This window comes from Flavobacterium sp. GW821-FHT12A05 (genome assembly GCF_058807735.1).
Map to the genome: position 1 here is coordinate 176623 of NZ_JBXAQY010000005.1, position 25129 is coordinate 201751.

Genomic DNA, 25129 nt, shown 5'->3' on the forward strand with positions numbered 1-25129 from the left:
TTATGAAAAAGTATTTATATAAAATTACATTTCTTTTTCTTGTGTCTCTTACAACCATAAGCTGCAGCGATTTTTTGGATGTAGTACCGCAAGACCAAATTTTAGAAGAACAGACTTATAGTTCTGAAAAAGGAGTGCAAAATGTGCATAACGGACTTTATCTTCAATTGGCTAATAATAATCTTTATGGCAAACAATTAACGATGGATGCGGTTGAGATCTTAGCCCAGCAATACAACATGATTTCTACTCATAAAAAAGGCACCATAGCAGCTTATGCGTATGCCGAGGCAACACCAAAAAAAGTATTTTTAGATATTTGGGAAACGGCCTTTACCACTATTTTATCCGTTAATAAATTTATAGAAAGTATAGAAGAACATTCCGGAGTTGTCTCTCAGGAAAAAGAAGATTTATTAAAAGGTGAAGCCATTGCCATTCGTGCCATGCTGCATTTTGATATGCTTCGTCTTTACGGGCCTATTTATAAAGCAGCGCCTAAAAATCCCGGAATACCGTATTACGATCAATTTGTAACAACAAATAATCCAATTTTGCCTGCTGATGAAGTAATTACAAAAATACTTGCTGATCTTGATTGGTCTTTAAAATTGTTAGCCTACGATCCAATTCTTACAATAGGAAAATACGGAACTACAAATGCCTTTGGTGGTAATCCGTATTATTATTATTATTCAAATAGAGTAAACAGAATGAATTATATAGCTGTAAAAGCTTTAAAGGCGCGTGTTCTTTTATATTCAGGAAACAAAATTGGTGCTTCTGCGGTTGCAAACGAAATAATTGCTTTTACAAAATCAAATTCATTTTTTCCGTGGACACCATTTTTAGAGGCAACAAATTCGGCAAATCCGGATCGTATTTTTTCATCAGAAAATTTCTTTGCCTTAAGCGACTATACTTTATATACCAAACAAAAAGATTTATTTGATTCGAGTCTGGGCGACGATGTTATTTATGCTCCTTTACTAACCCGTATCAATGCTGTTTTTGAATCTAACGATAATGATTACAGAAGCCTGCCAAGCTGGAAAATTCCAATCGTGGGAGGAAAAACACAAAAAACATTTTTTAAATATGAAGACGTACCGGAAAAGTCGATGTTATTCCGTTTTCAGATTCCGATGTTTAAATTATCAGAAATTTATCTTATCGCAGCCGAAAGTGCAGCCGTTCCGGCAGATGGAATTCCTTTTTTAAATACCCTGCGTTTTAATCGTGGTTTGACCAATTTGGCTCCTACGGCAAATTTAACAGCAGAAGTAACCAAAGAATACAAAAAAGAATTTATAGGCGAAGGGCAATTGTTTTACTATTACAAAAGAATTAATTCAGCCACCATTCCTAATGGCGCCGCCGCATCTGGAAACCTAACCATGACAGCGCTGCAATATGTAGTGCCAATGCCGGATTCTGAAATTAATTTTCAATAACCTAAAAAAACAGAGATGAAAAAGATATTGATTTTAAGTATAATCTTCTTATCCATTTTAGGACTTACATCATGCGATAAAGAAGAAATCGAAGCTTACCAGGATACAGACAACATTTATTTTTCTAATGCCATGTTTCCGCCTAATAATATAAGTGCGCCTTTAATAGACAGCACCGGATTTAGTTTTGGCTTAGACAATCCGGCCATAACAGGAAGAATTTTTAAAATTCCAATTAGAGTACAGGGAAGACTAAGCGATGTCGACAGAAAAGTAAAACTAACTATTGATCCTTCAAGTACAGCTGTTGAAGGAACTCATTTTTCTTTGCCGGAAAATATTGTAATGCATGCCGGAAAAGAAGTAGATACGATAGAGGTTACTGTTTTTAGAGCTCCGGACATGAAAAAGAATGCTTTTACCTTGGTTTTAAATCTCGAAGAAAATGAGTTTTTTACAACCAAAATGAAAACAAAAGTCATCAATATTTTAACACAAAAAACGATGAGTTTCATTCGTTATAAACTAACATTTGATGACAAATTAACACAGCCTGCAGGTTGGTATGTGCCGTATTTAGGTGTTTTTACAGCCAAAAAATTCTTTCTAATGTGCGACTTAATGAATTTAGATCCTGCAATGTTTGCTCAAAAACTGGGCGCACCGGGCTTATCTATTCCTGATGTTACCTATTATCAAAACTTTATGCAGCGCTACTTAGCCGATCAAAAAAAATCAGGAAATACAGTCTATGAAGATGACGGTACAGAAATGTCATTTCCTTAATCATTCATTTTAATATAAAAATTTAAAAAAATGTTTAAAAAGATACCAACAAAGTTTGCCCTGATACTATTACTAACATTAGTTTACAGTTGTGTCAGCGACGAAGGCAATTATAATTATACAGATATAAACGAGCTTCATGTAACAGGAATTGAAGAAAACTATACGATTTATACAGGAGAGTATTTTAAATTAAGCCCCGCTTTAAATCCTACTAAAGATGATGGAAGTGATCCAAACCGATATACGTTTGAATGGGTTGCGGTAAACAATACCAAAAACACCATTTCGACCACCAAAGATATCGATGGTTTAATAAAACTGCCTCCTGCAAAATATTTAGTATATTATTTTATCAAAGATTCCGTTACCGGAGTTACATGGCAGCAAAAACCTTTTACGCTTAATGTAGTTTCGGCAATTTACGAAGGATGGCTTGTTATTGGCGAAGCAAATGGAAAACCAAGATTAGATATGGTTTCTATTATTCCAGGTATTGCCGCGCCGCGTATTATAAATGACGTTTTAGATGCCGCCGGTTCGACTTTAAAATTAGGCGGAAAAGCGGTAGATGTTGAGTGTTTTGGATCAGCACTTGCTACTTCAACTGCTTACGGAATTTATGTAACTTCTACAGAAACAGGAACAGCCAGAATCGATCCGGATTCATTTGCTTGGACACAGTCGCAAAATATTGCGTACGAAACAGTTGGCGGAAGTTTTGATACAAACTTTGGGGTCGATTTTATGAAGTCGAATTCAGCCGGCGAAAATATAATTTACAGTAAAGGAAATATTTACTCTTATTATAAAGCTGGTCAGGTAAAATACGGCCTGCCTCAAAACATACTCGATACAGAAACAAAACCTTTTTATGCCGCACCTTTTATAGCAGAAAATCAAGGAGCATTTGGACCGCCGGTTTTTTACGACAGAGATTCACGACGTTTTGTGAGATATAATCTCTATAAAGGAAATTGTTCAATTATGCCTCCGCTTACAGGTTCTCCAACTGTTTTAGACTGGAACAACACCAACTGCGATTTAGTATATATGACAACTTCGTCGTTTAATAATTACGAGAATTTTGCGGTTTTAAAAAATGTAACCACCGGCAAGTTTTACCTGCTGCGATTTAATAAAGCGTTAACGCAGACGTATTACAAGGAAATCTTAAACGCACCAGATTTTGACAAAGCCGTAAAATTTGCTGTAAGCCCGGACTCCGGGTATTTATTCTATTCTGTTGGAGGAAAATTATACGAATACGATAACGGAACGCAGTCAGCAAAATTAATGCTCGATAAAGGAACAGAAGAAATTACATATCTGGATTTTAATTCAAGATCAAAAACCTTCGCTAAAAAGCTAATAGTAGGAAGTTACAACGGAACTGCCGGAACACTGGAACTGTTTACGGTACCTCCTGTAAATGGCGATTTAGTTTTAAATAATACCTATACAGGTTTATGTAAAATTGTTGATGTTGCTTATAGACCGAGATAACTAAAAAACTTTAAAATTTAAAAAAGCCGAATGAATATTAAACATTCATTCGGCTTATAAAAAAAATCACATTTTATGAAACTCATTTTTAAAACTGCAAGTGCATTTTTGCTGCTTGCCTGGACTTCTATTGCTTTAAATGCACAGACAGCATCTACGGATGAAAGCTGGGAACGGGTTAAAAAACAAGCTGCAAAAGAGCATAAGCTAATTTTTGTAGACCTTTATTTTACAGGCTGTATGCCTTGTGCACAAATGGATAAAGAAGTTTTCCCGGATCCTAAAGTGGCTTCGGTTTTAGCTTCAGACTTTGTCACTTTTAAATCAGATATTCTAAAAGAAGAAATGGGTAAAAAACTGTGCATGAAATATGGCGTAACCGGTTTCCCCACTTTTTTATTGCTGAATTCTGATGGAAAAATAATTGACATTTCGGGAGGTTTTCAAAATGCAGGTCAATTTACGGTCTTGCTTCAAAACGCAAAAGAAGCAGCCAAAAAAGGAAACTTCAAAAAATACAGCACACAAATTAACGAAAAAGACTATCCTGACTTTTATGTGCAAGCTTACATGAACGGTAAAAGAAATGTATCTTTTGAGGTGCTAGATGCTTATTTAAAATCTAAACCAGTAACAGACGAAATTCCTTTCGTAATCATTACAGGACTAAGAGTAGGCAAACAATACGACGATCTTTTTCTTGCCAGCAGTAAACAATTGGCCAAAGATTACGGAAAAGCAAGCGTTTCAAATCACATATTTTCCATTTTACAGCATAAGAGAAAAGAGTTTGAAAAAGCGAACGATTTAGCTTCTTTCAAAAAACTATTAGACAATTCAAAAGAGTTCTATACACCAGAAGAATGGACGAAATACGAAGATATTTTGTTAAAAGATTTTGGAGTAGAAAAAGTGGTAGTTAAACCCAATACAGCACAAAAATAAGCAATATGAAAAAAGTATTGATGCTGTCGATGCTGTTTATCGGCTTGGGAATAAAGGCTCAAAAAAGCACTATTCCCGAAGTATTAAAAACATTTGAAAAATCATTTCAAAACAAAGATTACAACAGCATAAAAAATCTCCTGGCGCCGCAATTTAATGTCGGCGTTGGAGACTCGTCTTCCAATGAATTTTATTTGAATAGTATTTTTAATGCTTTTCCGGTTTTGGATTCAATTCAGACTATAAAATCTGTAGAAATGAAAAATGAGATATATGTTTTAGTTGATTTTTGTTTTAGAGGAAAGGAAAAGAAACATTCTCAAATCGTTTTTAATACTGAAAACAAAATTTTATACGTCACATTTTTTGATTCTTTATACAAAGTCGACCGCAATGCAGTTGTAAAAGAAGTGGCAAGTATTCCATTTCAAATTATAGAAAACGGAATTGCCGTCAAAATTAAATTAAACAACGCCAGCCGCGAGTTTTTAATGCTTTTTGATACTGGCGCAGACGGAATGGCTTTAAACCCGGACAGCGCCTACAAAGCGGGCGTTGTGGTAACAAAAACCAAATCGGCATCTGTAGTGGGCGGAAGCCAGCAAGTTCAGTATTCGGCAGATAATACTATTTATTTGGGAGATCAGGTTTTAAAAAATCAAGGTTTGGTCATTTTTCCAAAACACGGTGTTTACGATGGTCTTTTTGGTGCCAATTTGTTACGCAATTATATTACTTCTGTCAATTTCGATACGATGACTATTGATTTGTACAATTTTGGAAATTTTAATTATTGGGGAAAAGCAAAACCTTTAGTTTTTGATTATAAATCAGGTCTTCCGGTAGTAAAAGTAAATCTGACATTTGAAGATAAAAAAACAGTCGAAGGCAGTTTTACTTTCGATACCGGCGCAGGTTACGATTTAATTGCTTACGGACCTTTTAATCATAAAAATAATCTCGAAGCCAGTTTAAAAACAGAGTACACATCTGTTAATTACAGTTTAGGAAAACAAACCAAAATTGTTGGCGGTGCCATTCCAAATGTTGGTATTAACGGAAATAATTTTCCAAATATAACCGTAGCACTTCAGGAATATCAGGAAGAAAATAAAAATTGGGCTTCCGCCGATGGTTCACTCGGAATCGATTTAATAAAACGTTTCAATTTTACGATCGATTTATTGCACAAAACCATGTATTTAGAGCCGAATACGAATTTCAAAAAAATGGCTTCTTTTTATCTCTCGGGATTGGAATTGGATTTTGATGAAAAGCAAAATTTGGTCATAAAGAAAATCATGGATACTGAAAACGAAGAACTTAAAAAGATTAAACCAGGCGCAAGAATAACTCAGATTAACGATTTTGAAACAGCGGATCTGCGCAATCCCGAAAACATTAAAAAACTAAAAGCTTTAAAAGAAACCAAAGATTTTATTATTGAACAGAATAATCAGTCGATGCAGTTATCACTTTAAAAATTAACTAAAAACAAAAAATATACTTTATGAAAAAACTAACCTTTTATCTTGTAATGGCCATTTTTATGGTTCAGTCTGGTTTTGCTTCGGGCATTTCTGAATATGCCGTAATTCGAGGTAAACTTTCAATTCCTGAAAATAAAATTAAAGAAATCACGATCTATAATGTCGAGGACGGAAAACCTGTATCAGCCGCAACCACAAAAGTAAATAGTTTGGGAGAATTTGGTTTTATGCTGCCAATCGCTGCTCCCGGATTTTATTATATAGATTATGGACAATTTAAAGGCAGAAATCAATTGATTCGTTTGTATCTGGAACCTAAGTTAGATATCGAACTAAACATTGCTAAAGACAATTATGTTTTGAGTGGAAAAAATGTCGGACAGAACGCTTTGGTTCAAAAAGCAAATGAGATTTACAATGCTTTTTCGGTTTTTACAAGACTTGGAGGCAATGAAACCTATTTAGATTTTTATCCTTGGCTGGATGGAGGTCTGGCAAAAGCCGATGCATTTGTAAAAAGTATTAAAACGAAAGACGCAGCATTTAATAAATTATTAAAACTAGCAGTTGCAACAGATGTTGAAGAACTAACGTATACTTTTTTTAGAATGCCAAGAACCATACAGCCGGAAAAAGACGATCGCCCGGCGGTTATAAAAACATGGCAGACAGATAAAAAGTTTACAGATCCAGATTTGTTAAAACTGGCAAATGGGGTTTCTTTAATGTCAAATTATTTCTTTTATGTAAGTTTTAGCAGCGATGCTCCGGTAAAACGTTTAGATATGACAGAATCTATAACTCATATTACAGACCCGGCTTTAAAAGATGCTTTTTTACGTGATGCCATTGCGGCCTCACGCATGAAAATCGAAGAATACGAAAAAATTGCACCAATTGTAAAACCGTATTTAATCTCTGATGCGAGTAAAGTGTTTATATTAGATTATGAAAAAGTACTGCATAAAAACGTAGGACAGAAAGGATTAGATTTTACATATAAAGATATTGACGACAAACCAGTTTCATTCTCTGATTTTAAAGGTAAATTTGTCTACATCGATTTATGGGCAACTTGGTGCGGACCTTGCAAAGCTGAAATTCCTCACATGAAAAAAATCGAAGAAGATTATCACGGAAAAAACATTGTATTTGTAAGCCTTTCTTTGGATAAACCAAAAGACGCACAAAAATGGAAAGACTTCGTTAAAAAAGAGCAGTTAAAAGGAATTCAGTTAATGGCTGATAAAGATTTTGGTTCTGATGTTGCGAAGAATTACGATGTAAATGCAATCCCGAGATTCTTGTTATTTGATACAAAAGGAAATATAATCAATGCCGATGCCTTACGTCCATCAAATCCAGAATTGAGAGCTCAATTGGATAAATTATTAAAAGTTTAAATTGTAATAATAATGTTTAAGAAACAAAAAACGGCACTGGCTTTTCTGCTTGTAATTGGGATTAACGTTTTTTCGTATGCCCAAAATTTCAAGGCAAATGACCCAATAGCAGTCAATCAAAAAATAAAAAAAGGCGTACTGCCAAACGGAATGACGTATTATATTTATCCAACAACGGTAAATAAAAATACGGCCAGTTATTATATTATTCAAAACGTAGGTTCAATTTTAGAAAATGATCAGCAAAAAGGTCTGGCGCATTTTCTGGAACACATGGCTTTTAACGGAACCAAACATTTTGAAGGAAAAGGAATTTTAAATACCCTTCAAAAACAAGGAGCTGTTTTCGGGAAAAACATAAATGCATATACCAGCACAGACGAAACCGTTTATAATCTGGATAATATTCCGTCAAAAGACAGCGGTGTGGTAGATACCTGTTTATTGGTTTTGCACGACTGGTCTAACTTTTTGTCGTTAACCAATGAAGAAATTGATGCAGAACGCGGTGTAATTACAGAGGAATGGCGTACCAGACAAAATGCAAGAGCCAGAATTTATAATCAGTTATCGCCTTATTATTACAATAACTCTTTGTATGCAGAACGCACTCCGATAGGCGATATGGAAATCGTTAAAAACTTTAAATATCAGGTTTTAAAAGATTTTTATAAAGATTGGTACCGTCCGGATCTGCAGGCAATCGCAATTGTTGGCGATATAAACTCAGACGAAATTGAAGCAAAAATCAAAAAACTTTTTGCTGATATTCCGGCGCCTCAAAATCCTAAAAAACGTTTTGAAATTGCAATTCCCGAAAGAGAAGAAGCGACTTTTAAACTGGCTTTGGATAAAGAAATTTCAACTTCGAGCATTACGTATATGATTCGTCATATTTCAGAAAAACCAACCGGAACTTATGCTGAATTAGAAAAATCAACACAGCGCAGCATTGCTTTCGGAATTCTAAACAATCGCTTATCCGAAATGGCTCAAAAACAAGAATGTCCGTTTAAAGGAGCACAGGTTGGGTATCAAAAATATTCCCGACTTAACGACATATTTGTTGTAAGTGCGGCGCCAAAACCAGGAAAACAAGCCGAATCTTTTACGCTGGTAATGAACGAACTGGTTAGGGCCTATAAGTTTGGTTTCTCGGCAGGAGAAATAGAAAGAGCCGTTACCGAAACCATATCTGGTTATGAAAACTATTTAGAGAAAATAAATGAGATTTCGCATAAACAGGTAATTGGAATGGTAAAAGACGATTACCTAAACCATGAAATAATTGCAGATCCTGTTGCAGAATTTGAAATGACAAAAGACATCTTGAAAAAGATCGATTCTAAAATGCTTCAGGAACAAATAAACAGCTTATATACAAAACAAAACAGAGTTGTAGCCGTAACAGGAGTTGAAGGCGAAGAAAACCTGACTCAGGAAATGGCATTTGATATCATTAATAAAGCAGAAAACGATACATCATTACAGCCTTACGTAGATACATTTGTGGCTAAATCCCTTATGGACGGCACTGACGTAAAACCGGGTAAAATTGTATCTGAAAAAGTAACAAAAGAAATCAACGCAACAACTTACAAATTAAGCAATGGCGTTGTAGTGCATTATAAATTTGCTGATAAAAATAAAAAATCAGTGAGTTTACAGGCAGAGAGTTATGGCGGTATTTCATTATACGAACCAAAAGATGTTCCTTCTGCCGTTCGCTGTACAGATTTAGCTTTAATGTCGGGTGTAAGTTCATTTTCAGATACTGATTTAGAAAAAATGCTGAAAGGAAAAATCGCCAATTGCGGCGTATCGGTTACCGGTATGTCTGAGATTGTTTCGGCATCAGCAAATGTAAAAGATATAGAAACGATGATGCAGCTGGTTCACCTTCGTTTTCAAAAACCAAGATTCGATCAGGATCAGTTTTCTTTATTGAAACAAAAACTGCAGAATTATCTAAAAAACAAAGAAAAAGACATCAACTCTAAAATGGAAGATAGTTTAACGGCAGCGGTTTACGGAAAAGATAACCCGAGACTGCGTCCTATTAACCAACAGTTTATAGACGATTTGTCTTTTGATAAAATGAAAGAGATATACGAAGATCGATTTGCCGATGTTTCTAATTTTGAATTTAATATCGTAGGCGATGTAACTCCGGAAGTGCTAAAACCATTATTAGAAAAATATATTGCAAGCATCGACGGAATTAAGCGTAAAGAAAAATACAAAGACAACCAGCCTAAATGGATTTCCAACAAAATTGATAAAGATATTTTTATTAAAATGGAAACACCAAAAAGCAGCGTAAAAGTTAATTTCATTAAAGACTTTCCTTACTCTCAAAAAAATAAAATTCTGGCTTCTTTTTTAGGTGATATTTTAACTTTAAGATATACAGAGAGTCTGCGTGAAAAAGAAGGAGGAACTTATGGTGCGCAGGTACAATGCGGTGCGATTCAGTATCCAACTCCAAAAGTGCAGTTGAAAATTTCATTTGACTGCGATGCCAATAGAGTAGAGCAGTTACTGCCTATTGTTTACGAAGAAATCGAAAACATTAGAAAAGGAAAAGTAGCTCTGGAGGATTTAGACAAAACGAGAACAAACTACATAAAATCCAGAGCCGACAGCAAGAATTTTAATAGTTACAGCATGAATTTAATCTACAACTATTTTAGAGAAAACTACAATATGGACGATCCTAAGAATTATGAAAATATCATAAATGCGGTAACACCAAAAGATATTCAGGATTTTGCCAGCAGCTTTTTAAATCAGGCAGATACTTACGAAGTAGTTTTTAAACCTTTATTATAGAGTTCATCCATTTTTTTAAATTATAGAGTTTAATTGTTTTCGCTGTAGATTATTTTGAATTAGTAAGCATTGTAATTTTTTATAGCGGAATTACAGAGGGTTGTTTTTTGTCATATTCAACCCTCTTTTTTTTAAAATTTCACCCATGAACAAGAATGTATTTTTTGTCAGCGTTTTGCTATTGTGTTCCATAATGGCAAAGGCTCAGATCTATAATCCAATAAAATGGAAAACCAGCGTAGAAAAAATTTCAGAAACAGAATATGAATTACAGATAAAAGCCAATATCGAAAACGGCTGGCATTTATACAGCCAGAATGTAGCCGACGGAGGTCCGAGTCCAACTCATTTTTCATTTCTTAAAAATTCTGATTTTCAATTGCTTGGAGATGTAAAAGAAGAAAAAGGAAAAACGATAGACGATCCTGTTTTTAAAATGTCGATTAAGTTTTTTGAAAAAGAAACCACATTTAAACAGCGTATAAAAGCCATTGCCCAAAAACCTTTTTCTATAAAAGCAGAAGTTGAGTTTATGGTTTGCAACGACGAAAATTGTTTGCCGCCAACTTATGACGAACTCAATTTTACCGTAAATCCAACGCAAAAAAAAATCGCTGAAGAAAAGCAAACCGAAGTTCCTGCAGCCCTTATCAAGGTTGATTCATCAAACGGAAAAGAGATTGAAGAAGCTGGAATTTTACCAATAGAAAAATTGCCGAATCTTAAAAAAGCACCAAAAAATAAACTTCCCAAACAAAACTTAGATAGTTTGTGGACGATTTTTATTCTTTCTTTTTTCTCTGGTTTTGCAGCGCTGTTAACGCCTTGTGTTTTCCCGATGATTCCCATGACGGTAAGTTTCTTTACCAAACAAAGCAAAACAAAATCGCAGGGAATTAGAAAAGCCATTTTTTACGGAATCTTTATCATTACCATTTATATTTTTCTAGGTGCCGTTGTCACCTGGGCTTTTGGTGCCGATTCTCTAAATGCGCTTTCAACCAATGTTTGGTTTAATTTAGTCTTCTTTATTTTATTGATGGTTTTTGCCTTTTCGTTTTTGGGCGCATTCGAAATCATGCTTCCCAATTCTTTGGCCAATAAAGTAGACAATCAGGTAGATAAAGGCGGTATTATCGGCATTTTATTTATGGCGCTTGCACTGGCCATTGTTTCTTTTTCTTGTACGGGGCCAATTGTGGGAACTTTATTAGTCGAAGCCGCTTCACGAGGCGGATTAGCACCTTTCATCGGGATGTTTGGATTTTCTTTGGCTTTAGCCTTACCCTTTACTTTGTTTGCCGCATTTCCGGGCTGGTTAAATTCACTGCCAAAATCAGGAGGCTGGTTAAACTCGGTAAAAGTATTTTTAGGTTTTTTAGAAATGGCTTTGGCATTCAAATTTTTATCTAATGCCGATTTGGTTTTACAATTACACTGGCTCGAAAGAGAAACTTTTTTAGCCATTTGGATTGCCATTTTTGCCACGCAGACACTTTATTTATTCGGAAAAATTCAATTACCGCATGACAGTCCGTCGTCGCATATAAGCGTAGGGAGATTAGGTTTGGGAGTTTTGGTTTTGTCTTTTACGATTTATTTGATTCCCGGAATTTGGGGCGCACCTCTAAAAATGATAAGCGGTTTTCCGCCGCCATTAAATTACAGTGAAATCCCAAACGGATTTGGAGATAATCCTCAATCAAATAAAACTGCAGAAAACCTTCCCGAAGGAGCAGAATACGGTCCGCATAAAATAATCGCTTTTACAGATTATGACAAAGGAATGGCTTTTGCCAAAAAGGAAGGAAAACCGGTAATGCTTGATTTTACCGGACATGCCTGCGTAAACTGCCGTAAAATGGAAGACAATGTCTGGTCTGATAAAAAAGTACAAGAAATGCTTAAAAATGATGTGGTGCTAATATCCTTATTTGTTGATGATAAAAGGGAATTACCTCAAAATGAGCAGACAACATCACAGTTAACCGGAAAGAAAATTAAATACATTGGGCAGAAGTGGAGCGAATTTCAAACCATTACGTATAAAACAAATGCACAGCCGTTTTATGTTTTAATAAACAAAGCGGGAGAATCTTTAAATGAACCTTCAGCCTATAATCCGGATATTGAAACTTATTTCAATTGGCTGAAAGAAGGAATTTCAAATTTTAAATAATTATATAGTATAAAATTTATGATCGTAAACGCGACAGGTTTTTAAAACCTGTCGGGTTTGTTGCGTCCAGCATATCAGCAATGATTATCGACAACGAAAATAGTAGAGACGCACAGCAGTGCGTCTACGCCCGATATATCCACAAAGATTAAAAAAAACAAGGTAAAAGGCATGTCGATATACGTTGTGTAGACGCACTGCTGTGCCTCTCTACAGATCCAATTGGGATCGGAACTGTCGGGTTTGTTATTTATAAAAATTTCTAAGTTTATCCCTCGTGATATATTGATTTTTAAGGGATTATTGAAATAAATTTAAAAAAGCTTGTAAATTAAGACCGATCGGTCTATATTTGCACTTTCAAATGAAGTGATTATGAGCAAAGCAGAAAGAACCAAACAGTTTATTATAGAGAAATCGGCTCCCATTATCAATAAAAAAGGAATGGCCGGAACTTCTCTTTCCGATATTATGGAAGCCACAAAACTGGCAAAAGGCGGTATTTATGGTAATTTCGAAAGCAAAGAAGAAATCTGCATTGAATCGTTTTTCTATTTAAGATCACAGCTTGCAGGTAAACTCAACAATGCTTTAGCACAAGGAAAATCAGCTAAAGAGAAATTACATAATGTATTGGATGTTTACGGAAATAAAGAAAATATGACGGACGGCTGCCCTATTTTAAATTTCGGAGTAGAATCAGATGATACCAATCCGGTAATAAAAGAACAGGTTAAAAAAGCCATTCGAACTGCTCAGAAACGTTTTTTTGATTTAGCAGAAGAAGGAATCGCCAATAAAGAATTAAGAGCTGAAATTAATCCTGAACATTTTAGCATTAAAACATTTGCCATGATTGAAGGAGCTATTTTATATAGAAAAGTTTTCGATAACGACGACCAGATAAAAATTGTTTTAGAAAGCATTAAAGACGAATTTGAAAGATATGTTATGTAACATATTTTTTTTAAACTATTTTAGACCGATTGGTCTATTTTGTACTAATTAATTTAAAAAGAATGAGAAATTTAAAAGAGGATCATAAAGGATTCAGTACCATATTGGCTTTGGCCTTAATTCCGTTATCCGGTTTTGCAACCGATGTTTACCTGCCGTCGCTTCCCGCAATGGCAAAAGATTTACATGTTTCAGCATCGGCTGTACAGCTTACATTAGTGTTTTTTATGTTCAGCCTCGGCGTAAGCCAGATTTTTATAGGCAGTATATTAGACAGTTTCGGCCGATTTAAAATTAATATTGCTTCACTTGCCGTATTTTCATTGGCCAGTTTTGTTATCGCGCTTGTTCCGGATATTTACGTCATATATGCCATGCGTGTTGTTCAGGGAATCGCGATTGCTTTTATTGTAATTGCAAAACGAGCTTATTTTGTAGATTTATTTAAAGGCGATAAATTAAAAAGTTACATTAGTTTATTTTCTATCATTTGGGCAAGTGCTCCCATTATAGCGCCATTTTTAGGAGGTTATTTAGAGCATAGTTTTGGATGGAAATCCAACTTTTATTTCCTAGGGTTGTTATCATTTCTAATTCTGCTTTTAGAACTTCGCTATAGCGGAGAAACAATAAAAGAAACCCATCCGTTTAAATTAAAATCGATTATTGAAACCTATTCGAATATGCTCAAATCTGCTGACTTTACGTTAGGATTCGTAATCTTGGGAATCACTTTTGCAATCGTGATCATGTTCAATTTATCAAGTCCGTTTATAATAGAACGCATTTTTGGTTATTCGGCCATAACAACAGGTTACAGCGCTTTATTATCCGGATTGTCCGTTATGGTTGGCGGTATTACAGCAAAATCTCTTATCAAAAAACCTTTGGCAAAAAAAGTTGGAACAGCCATAATCATTCAGCTTATTTTGGTTTTGCTGATGATTTTTACAGCTTCTTTAGAAAGTAATATTTACACTTTGGTCGCCTTTACGATGGGATTAAATATCTGCGGTGGTTTTATCTATAATATTGTTCTGGGGTATTGTTTAAGCCGATTTTCAAAAAATGCCGGAGTTGCCAGCGGATTAACAGGCGGAGGAGCTTATATGGTCAGCGCTCTTTTAAGTTATAGTTTTGTGAATATATACGCCGTTAAAAGTCAGTTTTTATTAGGATTGGCCAACGTTTCTTTACTCGTAATTGTAGGGATTGTTTTTATCGTTTTTAATAAATACCGCTTAAAACATAACGCCTAATTTATATAAAAAAAATCTCCAGTCTAAAACTGGAGATTTTACTTATTGCATCTTGTATTTTAAGTTTCAGGTTTTCTGTTTCCCCATTTACAATCTACCTTCACTATATTACAATTTACAATATATAAGTTGAAGTTCCTTTGTTTGGCCATAAGGTGTTAGCATTTGGCAGGAAAGCAGCATCAACGTGTATTTTAGGAGCTTTTATGTTCGACTGGAAACTTTGGTTTGTAATCGCAGCATTATTGCCATTTTTTATGCTGATATCTGTTAATAACGAGCAATTAGTAATCCATAACATTGTAAGTTTTGAATTTGCATCGTAGTTTAATGAAGTCCATTTATTAGCAGAAACATTTGTTTGTTTCAATTCTGTTAACGGAGCCAAAGTCAATGTTGTCAAAAGATTAGTCTGGCAGAATAAATCGGTAATTTTATTATTCCCGTTTAAGTTTAAAGTCGCCAATTGGTTTCCGTAACACCAAACTCCCCAAAGTGTAGTAGTAGAAGCAGGAAGAACCAAACTTGTCATTCCATTATTTTGACACCATACCTGATACAATTTTGTATTTGCACTTAAATTTAAAGTAGCCAATTGATTATTTTGGCATTCAATCCAGGTTAAGTTAGTCAAGGCAGATACATTTAAAGTTGTCAATTGATTGTTGCTTACAATTAATTGTACTAAAGAAGTAAAAGCTTGAATTCCTGTAAGATCAGCTATACCGGCATTGTCTAAAAATAAACCACCGCGTGATTTATCAATATCAATATTGTTGTCATTAGGATTTGCATCTTCCTGACCAGCACCAATACTAATTAATCTGGCTCTAAAATTAGCATTTGGAACATAAGTGTTAACCCAGACTGCTGCTGTTTTTTTAGTTCCGTTGTCGGCTAATTCTTTTTGATTTTCGATGAAACTCGCATACTTAGCTTTTGCATAATCTGATGGAGTAGGATCAGGATTAAAAGTACTTTCTTTCTCTTTTGAAAATTCAGTAGAAGTCGATTCGCTGTTGTCATTTGAGCACGCAGCAAGGTTTAGCGCAAGGGCTAACATTAAAATTTTTTTCATAGTTTATGGTTTAATATTAATAAGTATTTTCCCAAAAGTATGTATTAAATTTTAATAAAAAACTAAAATTATGCAGATTTTCTTATATTAATATTAAATGTACTACTATATTACTTGTTATTATATAATAGTCTGATTGGTTATCTTTCATAGCCGTAAAAAGAGAATTTAAGCAGCGTATTTAAATCCCATCAATAGATTGACATAAAATAGCTACAGCTTTTTCCATTTCTTCCTTTTCTAAATGCCCAAATCCTAAGCGTGTGGCAGTAAGATCTTTGGTTTGGTATAAAACAGTTTTAGGCAGAAATAATCCGTTTGAGGCACATTCTTTTTGCAGCGTTATTAAATTGAATGTATCGAGCCATTCAATCCAAACAGCTAAACCACGCAACGGTACTTTAAATTTAATTTTAGAACTTAATTTTTCCTTTAATAAGGAAACGAAATAATCACGGCGTTCTTTATAGATTTTTTTGTTCTTTTTCGAAAGTCGGTGTACTTCGCCTTCGTTAATCCATTCGGTTAAAACTTGTTCTTTAATAACATCAATTCCGGGTTCCAGAATGTTTTGATGTTTTTCTAATTCCGTTACAAATTCTGGCGGCGCTGCCACAAAACCATAACTAAATCCTGATGGAAGCGATCTTCCAAATGATCCTATATAAACCACTTTTTGATTGGAATCGAAAGCCGCTAATGGTAAAATAGGATTGTTATCGTAATGAAAATCAAAATCGTAATCATCCTCCAAAATAATAAATCCGTATTGATTGGCCAATTCCAGAACTTCCATTCGTCTTTTGGCACTTAAAGAAATCGTCGTTGGATAATGATAATTAGAAGTTAAATACAAAACCCTGATTTTCGATTCTTTGCAGATTTCTTTTAACCGGTTTGTATCAATTCCGTCCTGATCTACCGGAATCGTAATAATCTGCGCTCCGGTATTGGTTAAAGTCATATTAGAAATATAGTAACCCGGAGAGGCTACCACAACTTTATCGCCGGGAGAAATAAGCGCTTTTGTAACCAGATACAAACTAATTTTATGACTGCTTGTGGTCAAAAGGCTGGAAGTAGAGATGCGTAAACCTCTTGTAAGATTTAAGTAATTCGAGAAATGAGTTTTAAAATTTAAATGCGATTGTATCTGAATTTGCTCGTAAGTTTTAGACGTTTTCTGCCTCTTTAATTTTGAAACATAAAGCCTCGCTAAAATCTCATTTTGAATCAATCTCAAATCGGGCAGACCATCATTAAACTGATACGGCAGATTACTTGTTTCTGTTGGATTCTCCAAAATCGTAGAACGTTGAAAAGTGAAACCAATAGTACTTTCAGAGCTAATTTGGTTTGGAGCAGTGATAAATTCTTCTTTGTTTTTCTGCTTATGCTGAGAAAGTATAAAAGTCCCTTTGTTGGGAAGTGTTTCAATCCATCCCTGCGATTCTAAATCCTGAAAAGCTTTGATTAAAGTATTTCGGTTTACCGAAAGAAGTTTACATAATATACGCGTTCCCGGAAGCTTTGTTCCTTCAGGAAGAAACCCGGTTTGAATCGCTTTTATAAATTCAAAAACGATCTGCAGATAGATTGCGGTGCTTTGTTCTGGCTTAAGCTGAATAAAGCTTTTAAAAGGAATTTCAACCGGACTACTCATAATTACAAAACTGGTATACTTTATTAGTACGGCAAGGTACTACTTTTGCAAAAATTTTAAACCAAAATGAAAAAAATCTATTTTGCAATCTTTACCTTAATTTGCACAAATTTTTATGCCCAGACCAAAAGGGATTCTATTATAGAGATTGATGAAGTCATTATTCAGGAAAACCGTTTAAGCACTCCAATTTCTAAACAAAACAGAAACGTATACGTTATAAACAGCGAAACAATAAAAAAATTACCGGGACGAACTTTACAAGAAGTATTACAATATGCAAACGGAGTTGATATTAGACAAAGAGGTCCTTTTGGCGGTCAGGCCGATGTAAGTATTGACGGCGGCAGCTTCGAGCAAACCGTTGTTTTGCTAAATGGAGCTAAAATTATTGATTCGCAAACGGCACACAATATGCTTAATCTGCCTCTTCCGGTAGAAGTCATTGAAAGAATTGAAGTTTTACGTGGTCCGGCTGCGCGAATTTTTGGAATCAACAGTTTAACGGGAGCGATCAATATTATTACTAAAAAACCAACCGATTCGGGAGTTTTGGTAAGTACCTATGCGGGTTCTAATTTTGAAAAAGATACTCAGGATACCGGCGATACTTTTTATGGAGACGGGATTCAGGTTGGGGCTGTTTTAGGAAAAGAAAAACAACAGCATTCTATTTTTGCATCGCACGATAAAAGCAACGGATACCGTTATAATACCGGATTCGAAAACAACAAATTATTGTATCAGGGAAATGTTCAGATCAATGATTCTAACGAAATTTCAGGTTTGTTTGGTTATGTAAAAAACGGATTTGGAGCAAACGGATTTTACGCCGCTCCAGGCGATAGAAATTCTTCTGAAATTGTTCAGACTACTTTTGCCAACATTCAGTCGAAACATAATATTACGGACAGATGGAAAATCATGCCGAGAGTGACTTACCGATATAATTATGATGATTATAGATATTTGGGAAATAACAACTTAAACGCGGGAAGAAGCCAGCATTACACCAATTCGATTGCGGCGGAACTAAATTCATCTATTAAAACAGAAAACGGCGAAATTGGTTTTGGTGCCGAATTTAGAAATGAAGATATTCATTCGTCTAATATTGGAGATCACGATCGCGAGAATATTGGAATTTATGCCGAATACAGAACCTCTTTCTTTGAAAAATTAAATGTAAATGTGGGTACTTATTTGAATTACAATTCAGATTATAAATGGCAGATTTATCCTGGTATCGATGCAAGTTACGAACTGACAGAAGAATTTAAGATTATTGGAAACATCGGCACAAGCCAAAGAATTCCTTCTTTTACAGATTTATACCTAAATCAGCGTCCGGGGAATATTGGAAATCCTGATCTTGATTCTGAAAATGCTTTTCAAAGTGAAGTTGGGTTTAAATTCAACAGAAAGAATTTAAACCTGAATGTGAATTATTTCTACAGAGAGATAAGCAATTATATCGACTGGACTCGTATGACAACGACGGTGCCGTGGCAGAGTCAAAACTACGGTGATTTGATTACAAACGGAATCAACATGCGCGGAACTTATAAAATCGATCTTTCTGCCAATTCTAAATTAAACTTTACTTTGGGCTATACTTATTTAGATTCTAAGTTTAAAGATACACGTTCTGAACCGTTTTCTAAATATTTGATTTCTTCTTTAAAACATCAAATTACAAATACGATCGATTATCAGTACAAAGATTTCTCTATTTTATTGGCAACTCGTTTTAACGAAAGAGTTACCGGAGCGTCGTATTGGATTAATGATTTTAGAGTAAGCCAGTCCGTTAAGAAATTTACATTTTTTGTAGATGCTCAAAATATTTTTAATACCACTTATTTTGAAGTTGGAGCATTTCCGTTACCATCAAGATGGTTTAGTGCGGGAGTAAAATTTGTTAGTTTTTAATTTATGTAGACACACCACACATGTAGAGACGCACAGCAGTGCGTCTACACAACGTTGATTTTTTTTCCGCCACGAATTCACGAATAAAATATTCACTATGCACAATGTTTAAAAAAAATAGTGAAAATTCGTGTAATTCGTGGCAAAAAAACTTTTCAATTTATAATCTCTAAATCCTTAAAAACAGATTTTGTAATTTCCTTTCTGCAACTTCCAAAATCAGATCTATTCGCTTTTCGCTCTTGTAAAAGACGTGTGGCAAAAAAGTAAACTCCATTTTTATTTTCAATATAACCTGTCCACCAGCCAGTATTCATTTCGTTGGCTCTTGTCCAACCGGTTTTGGAGTGAATTGTATACTCTTTATTTTGTTCGGTTATCATCACTCTTTTTACGATTTCGATGTTTCGTTTGGAGAACGGAAGTTTTTCGTCGTACATGTTTTTCAGAAATTCAACCTGATTTATAGGAGAAATTCCGAAAGCACCAAAATTCCAAAAATCAGCCTCTTTTTGCGAGAGATTTTGGTTTCCGTAATGGCAAAGCTTTAGGTATTTTTTGTAATTCTTCCTTCCAATTTTCTTAGCTAATTCTATAAAAGCCCAGCCTGCCGAAACTTCAAAAGCTTCTTTAACCGTTATATCATGATAAATATCCGGTCGGTTATCGTATTTGAGAGTATCGATGCTTCCAGGCCATTTTACAATATCATTTTCACTCGAAATGGTTTTGGTTTCTAAGGCGATAAGTAAATTAATGATTTTAAAAGTGGATGCAGGAAGTGTTTCTTTTTTTGTATTTGCAGTATCAGATAAAATCCATTTATGGTTGTTGTTATCATAAATGGCAATCGCTCCTTCGGCATTACAATTGTCAAAATACTTTTTGAAATCAGGACGTATTTCAATAGTATCAATATTTGACAAAGAATTGATCTTTCTATTGTTTGATGAACAAGCAAAGAGAAATACGATAAATAAAAAGCCGAAAAAATGTTTCAATTTCATCATAATCATGGTCAATAGGAGACGCACTGCGGTGCGCCTCTACGTTAAAATTGGATCGTATAGGAAATATATTTTACACCCACACAGCACATATCTGTAGAGACGCACTGCAGTGCATCTACGCAATGTTGATCTATTTTTTTTCGCCACGACTCGACCGAAGGGACAGACGAAGTAATTCACGAATTTTTACGAATTAAAATATTCGCTATGCGTAATGTTTTTAAAAAAAATTAGTGAAAATTCGTGTAATTTGTGGCAAAAAAATACAAAAACTTAAACCTTAAATATCAATTTCTTTTTGTAGAAAATCCAAAGTATTACCGACCAAAAAACGGCATACGATAGTGCATAAGCTAATGATGCATTCAGTGGATTTTCAAAACATGGAGCAATTCCGTGTTTGTAAATTAAGGTTAGAACACTTATTTCTTCTCCGCCAATTTCCGGATTTTGAACTTTAATAGAACCCAAAACTCTCGGAATTATTCCTGAAAAGAAGAATACAATCATTGGATTTACTCCCCAGATTAAGAATAGTTTAGCCCATTTTTTATAACCCTGAATATCGATTATATAATACAATAAACTTAAACATATAGTGGCGATTCCGGCTGTGTATAAAACATACGAACTGGTCCAAAGCGATTTATTAATGGGGAAAATGATATTCCAAAGTAAACCGCCAATTAATAAAATGATTCCAGCGATTGATGCTTTCTTTAAAATTTCGGTTTTGCTTACTTGTAGGTTTAATAACTGGCCAATATACATTCCCAGAATTCCTGTTCCAATGGCTGGTAAAGTACTTAAAATTCCTTCCGGATCCCATGTTTTAGAGACACTCCACAAATGTCCGTTTAAAAGAGTATCGTCTAACCAAGCAGCAAGATTAGTTCCTTTATCAAAATTAGCCGGACCAAATCCCGGAACGGGAACAAAGGCCATTAAAAGATAATATCCAATTAAAAGCGCTGCTAAAACAACAATTTGCGCTTTTAAATTTGTTTTTAGATATAGAATAGAAGTGAAGAAATAAACGATTGCAATTCGCTGTAAAACGCCTGGTATTCTGGTATCTTCAAAATGTTCTAATCCGCTGAATGATAAAGAAAGTAATGTTATAAAAATTCCTATCGCCAAAATGGTTTTGACTTTCATTGAAAAATTTCCTAAAAGGGCATAAGCGACAGCAAATGCAATTATCAGTCTTACGCCTAATAACGGAATTCCTTCAAGACCAAATAAATGGATTCTGCTGAAAACGCTCAAAAACAATCCTAAACAGAAAATTCGCAGTGAACGAACTAAAATTTTATTAAAAACCGATCCGTCAAAATGTTTTACGGGCATTGCAAAAGGTATTGCCGTTCCCATTATAAAAACAAAAAAAGGAAATACTAAATCAGTCGGTGTACAGCCGTGCCATTCGGCGTGTTCTAATGGCGGATAAATAGAGGCCCAGCTTCCCGGGTTGTTTACTATTGTCATTAATAAAATAGTAAATCCTCTAAATACATCCAGCGAGGTTAAACGTTCTTTTGTCATTGGGGTTATATTTTAGATTTTAGATTTTAGAATTTAGATTTTGGAATTTGGAATTTGGATTTTGGAATTTGAAAGTTGAAATTTTCACTTTATTATAGCTTCCTGGATTATTTTTTGAATTTCTTCTCTGATTTTTCCTTTTGCTAATTTATTTTCGTCATTAACCACTTCGGGGTAAGTTCTATTGGATAAAAAAACATACACAATTTCAGTTTCAGGGTCAACCCAAGCCATGTTTCCAGTAAATCCGGTATGACCAAAACTAGATTCAGAAACACAGCCGCAAGTTGGCCCATCTTTACCAATTCTTTTATCAAAGCCAAGGCCTCTTAAAACACCTTTATCTTTGTAATAACAAGTATTAAAGGCATCAAAAGTCTGCTCAGAGAAATATTGTGTATTACCGTAATTTCCTTTTTGTAAAAACAGCTGCATCATTTTGGCCACATCCATTGCATTCGAAAAAATTCCGGCATGACCTGCAACACCGCCTTCCATTGCAGCGGCCATATCATGAACATAACCCTGAATCGTCTGATGTCTGAAATAAGTATCAATTTCAGTAGGAGCAATGCTGTTTTTTTCAAATTTATCTAACGGATTGTAAAGCGTATTCGTCATACCAAGAGTACTGTAGAAATTCTCACGGCTTAAATCTTCGAGTTTTTTATGGGTTTTTCTTTCTAAATATTCTTTCAGAATAATAAAGGTAAAATCGCTGTATTTGTATTCAATTTTAGGTGATAAAGGAGTTTGTGCAATGATTTTCATGATCGTATCGTGATAATCATTTCGAATGTAAAGATTCTCGGCTACTTTAGTTGTAAAACCATTTTCGGCAGTTTTTCGATAGTATTTTTCAGAAGGATTATTATTGCTGTCTAACGTTGCTTTATAAAACGGAATCCAGGCCTGAAGTCCGGCATAATGCGATAACAAATCTTTAAAAATGATATTTTCTTTATTTGTTTTAGCAAAAAACGGAACCATATCTTTTAATTTGGTGTCCAGCGTTACTTTATTTTTATCATACAGCTGCATCACGTTTGGCAGTGTAGAAATCATTTTAGAAATCGAAGCCACATCGTACAAATCAGTATTGGTTACTTTTCTAGCGTTGTCGTACGTTTGATAACCGTATGATTTCTGAAAAATTACATTTCCTTTTCGGGCAACCAAAACCTGCATTCCCGGTGCCATTTTCCCATCAATTGCTTTTTGTGCCACAGCATCAATTTTGGATAGAATGGCAGGGTTCATATTCACATTTTCCGGAGCATTAAAAGCGAGACGATTTAATTTTTCGGTTGTTAATCCGTCATTTACTTTAAAAAAGTCATTAATTGAAACGGGCAGTTTTCCTTTTGCGGCAACAGCTCCAAAAAGTAATTCGGCAGAAACAACCTGACTAATATCTGAATTTTGATAAGAAACTACTAATCCTTCAATATCATCAAAATCAGAAATAGATAATAGGGAATAAGGTTTGGCAAAAACATCCAGAATTACTTTGTTGTGTTTCGCAATTTCTTTCAGCCAAAGCAGTTCGGTTAAGGTAAATTCTTGTTTTTCCCAAGGTTTATTTACTTTATGAAAACTAATAATTACTTTGTCAAACTTCTTCAATTCCTGATTTAAACTGTCAAGATTGGTGTCTTTAACTTCTGTAATTTCAGTATATTTTTTTAAGGTTGAAATAAAAGTACTGTTGGTATCATCGCCCAGTTTTACGTAAGCAATTTTCTGATCCAGTTCTTTTATTGGCAGTATTTCTTTTTCATTTTTTAAAACCGTAACGGCATTTTCATACAATTGATAATGTAAAGCGTCATTTTGAGACGGATTAAGATCATTGTATATATTGGCCATATCAATAGGCTTGTAGTGGTTTAATCCTGCTTTGTATTTGTAATGCAGAATTTTTTTAACCGAATGTGCCAAACGTTCTTCGGTTATCGTATTGTTAGTATAGGCTTCTTCTAATTTTTGAACGGCTACCGGAACATTTTCAGGACAAAGTAAAATGTCATTTCCAGCCAAAAGCACTGCAATTTCTAAATCGCCCGGGCCTTTAAAATTACTGGCGCCTTTCATGGCTAAACCATCTGTAAAAATCAAACCGTCGAAACCTAATTCTTTTTGAAGCAGATTGGTTACGACATTATAAGAAGCCGAAGAAGGCAGATTTGGGATTGGCTCTAAACTTGGAATATTAAGATGCCCCACCATTACCGATACTAAACCTTCGTCAAACAATCGTTTGTAAGGATATAATTCGATCTGATCGATTCTTTCTTTGGAGAAATTAACCAATGGCAATGCGTGATGAGAATCTGTTGCGGTGTCGCCATGTCCCGGAAAATGTTTTCCGGTGCTGAAAACACCCTGACTCTGCACGCCTTTCATTAAAGCAATGGCTTTATCTGCTACATTCACTTTGTCTTCGCCAAAAGAACGGTTTCCGATAATTGGATTTTTTGGATTGGTATTGATGTCCAGAACAGGAGCAAAATTAAAATGAATGCCAATTCGCTTATTTTCATTGGCCATATTTCGGCCCACTTTCTCAATTAAATTTAAATCCTGAATTGCGCCCAAAGTCATATTCCAAGGATAACGATAAGTAGAATCTAAACGCATGGCTAATCCCCATTCGGCATCAATTCCTACGAATAAAGGTACTTTTGCTTTTGATTGGTATAAGTTGGTCAATTTTGCCTGGCGAACCGGTCCGCCCTGAAAAAAGATAACGCTTCCTACTTTGTAATCCTGAACTAATTTGGTAACCTGATTTACATGTACGGAATCTTTATTGGAATAAGCTGAAACCATAAAAAGCTGGCCCACTTTTTCGCGAAGCGGCATTTTGCTGTAAATACTATCGACCCAGGCTGTTTCTTGATCTGAATCTTTAAAAAAAGTTTTTTTCTCTAATTGATTTTTAGCCTCGTAAACAACGGTGTCTTTTAACGGAATTTCTTTGGAGTCTGTAACCGTTTTGTTTTTTTTTGAAGTGGCACAATTGGTAACCAAAAATAGGAAAGCGGCGTATAGGCTGATTTTTATGAAGAAATCTTTCATAGCATTGTT

16 protein-coding genes are annotated in these 25129 nt (G+C 34.8%); 11 read left to right on the top strand and 5 right to left on the bottom strand.

Annotated features, from left to right (window positions below):
- The first annotated feature begins 2 nt into the window (after positions 1-2).
- The 10 genes from AC1RRQ_RS13185 (at position 3) to AC1RRQ_RS13230 (ending at position 14811) form a co-directional block, all read left to right on the top strand.
- The gene (locus tag AC1RRQ_RS13185; RefSeq protein WP_493023499.1) at positions 3-1454 is read left to right on the top strand and encodes a RagB/SusD family nutrient uptake outer membrane protein; all 1452 of its coding nucleotides are present in this window, start codon (positions 3-5) and stop codon (positions 1452-1454) included.
- A 15-nt stretch (positions 1455-1469) separates the two neighbouring features.
- On the top strand, positions 1470-2240 hold the full coding sequence (locus AC1RRQ_RS13190) for a DUF4843 domain-containing protein (protein WP_493023500.1): 771 nt from the start codon (positions 1470-1472) through the stop codon (positions 2238-2240).
- Between the two features lie 30 nt (positions 2241-2270).
- Positions 2271-3746: a PKD-like family lipoprotein gene (locus AC1RRQ_RS13195; RefSeq protein ID WP_493023501.1), complete on the top strand. Its 1476-nt coding sequence runs from the start codon at positions 2271-2273 to the stop codon at positions 3744-3746.
- 75 nt (positions 3747-3821) lie between these two features.
- Complete coding sequence (locus tag AC1RRQ_RS13200; RefSeq protein WP_493023502.1) at positions 3822-4691, top strand: thioredoxin family protein; 870 nt, start codon at positions 3822-3824, stop codon at positions 4689-4691.
- 5 nt (positions 4692-4696) lie between these two features.
- Positions 4697-6172, top strand: a complete 1476-nt coding sequence (locus tag AC1RRQ_RS13205) for a retropepsin-like aspartic protease (RefSeq protein ID WP_493023503.1) — start codon at positions 4697-4699, stop codon at positions 6170-6172.
- Positions 6173-6201: 29 nt separating this feature from the next.
- Positions 6202-7584, top strand: a complete 1383-nt coding sequence (locus AC1RRQ_RS13210) for a TlpA family protein disulfide reductase (protein WP_493023504.1) — start codon at positions 6202-6204, stop codon at positions 7582-7584.
- 12 nt (positions 7585-7596) lie between these two features.
- Positions 7597-10416 carry a M16 family metallopeptidase gene (locus AC1RRQ_RS13215; RefSeq protein WP_493023505.1) on the top strand — a complete coding sequence of 940 codons (2820 nt, stop codon included), beginning with the start codon at positions 7597-7599 and terminating at the stop codon, positions 10414-10416.
- Positions 10417-10561: 145 nt separating this feature from the next.
- Positions 10562-12595, top strand: a complete 2034-nt coding sequence (locus tag AC1RRQ_RS13220) for a protein-disulfide reductase DsbD family protein (protein WP_493023506.1) — start codon at positions 10562-10564, stop codon at positions 12593-12595.
- Between the two features lie 375 nt (positions 12596-12970).
- Positions 12971-13552, top strand: a complete 582-nt coding sequence (locus tag AC1RRQ_RS13225) for a TetR/AcrR family transcriptional regulator (RefSeq protein WP_493023507.1) — start codon at positions 12971-12973, stop codon at positions 13550-13552.
- 62 nt (positions 13553-13614) lie between these two features.
- Positions 13615-14811: an MFS transporter gene (locus AC1RRQ_RS13230; RefSeq protein WP_493023508.1), complete on the top strand. Its 1197-nt coding sequence runs from the start codon at positions 13615-13617 to the stop codon at positions 14809-14811.
- A gap of 115 nt (positions 14812-14926) precedes the next feature.
- On the opposite strand, the gene AC1RRQ_RS13235 is transcribed toward AC1RRQ_RS13230, so the two are convergent.
- Both AC1RRQ_RS13235 and AC1RRQ_RS13240 read right to left on the bottom strand, forming a co-directional pair.
- Complete coding sequence (locus AC1RRQ_RS13235; protein WP_493023509.1) at positions 14927-15889, bottom strand: leucine-rich repeat domain-containing protein; 963 nt, start codon at positions 15887-15889, stop codon at positions 14927-14929.
- Between the two features lie 181 nt (positions 15890-16070).
- A complete protein-coding gene (locus tag AC1RRQ_RS13240; RefSeq protein ID WP_493023510.1) occupies positions 16071-17552 on the bottom strand; it encodes an aminotransferase-like domain-containing protein in 1482 nt (493 codons plus the stop codon).
- A gap of 66 nt (positions 17553-17618) precedes the next feature.
- Between AC1RRQ_RS13240 and AC1RRQ_RS13245 the strand changes: the two genes are divergently transcribed.
- Complete coding sequence (locus AC1RRQ_RS13245) at positions 17619-19484, top strand: TonB-dependent receptor plug domain-containing protein (protein WP_493023511.1); 1866 nt, start codon at positions 17619-17621, stop codon at positions 19482-19484.
- Between the two features lie 155 nt (positions 19485-19639).
- Here the strand turns inward: AC1RRQ_RS13245 and AC1RRQ_RS13250 are convergent, their stop codons facing one another.
- From AC1RRQ_RS13250 to AC1RRQ_RS13260, 3 genes are all read right to left on the bottom strand, one after another.
- Positions 19640-20491 (bottom strand): penicillin-binding transpeptidase domain-containing protein, encoded by an 852-nt coding sequence (locus AC1RRQ_RS13250; protein ID WP_493023730.1) that lies wholly within the window; start codon positions 20489-20491, stop codon positions 19640-19642.
- A gap of 276 nt (positions 20492-20767) precedes the next feature.
- Positions 20768-22039 carry an acyltransferase family protein gene (locus tag AC1RRQ_RS13255; RefSeq protein ID WP_493023512.1) on the bottom strand — a complete coding sequence of 424 codons (1272 nt, stop codon included), beginning with the start codon at positions 22037-22039 and terminating at the stop codon, positions 20768-20770.
- 84 nt (positions 22040-22123) lie between these two features.
- Positions 22124-25120 carry a serine hydrolase domain-containing protein gene (locus AC1RRQ_RS13260; protein WP_493023513.1) on the bottom strand — a complete coding sequence of 999 codons (2997 nt, stop codon included), beginning with the start codon at positions 25118-25120 and terminating at the stop codon, positions 22124-22126.
- Positions 25121-25129: the final 9 nt, after the last annotated feature.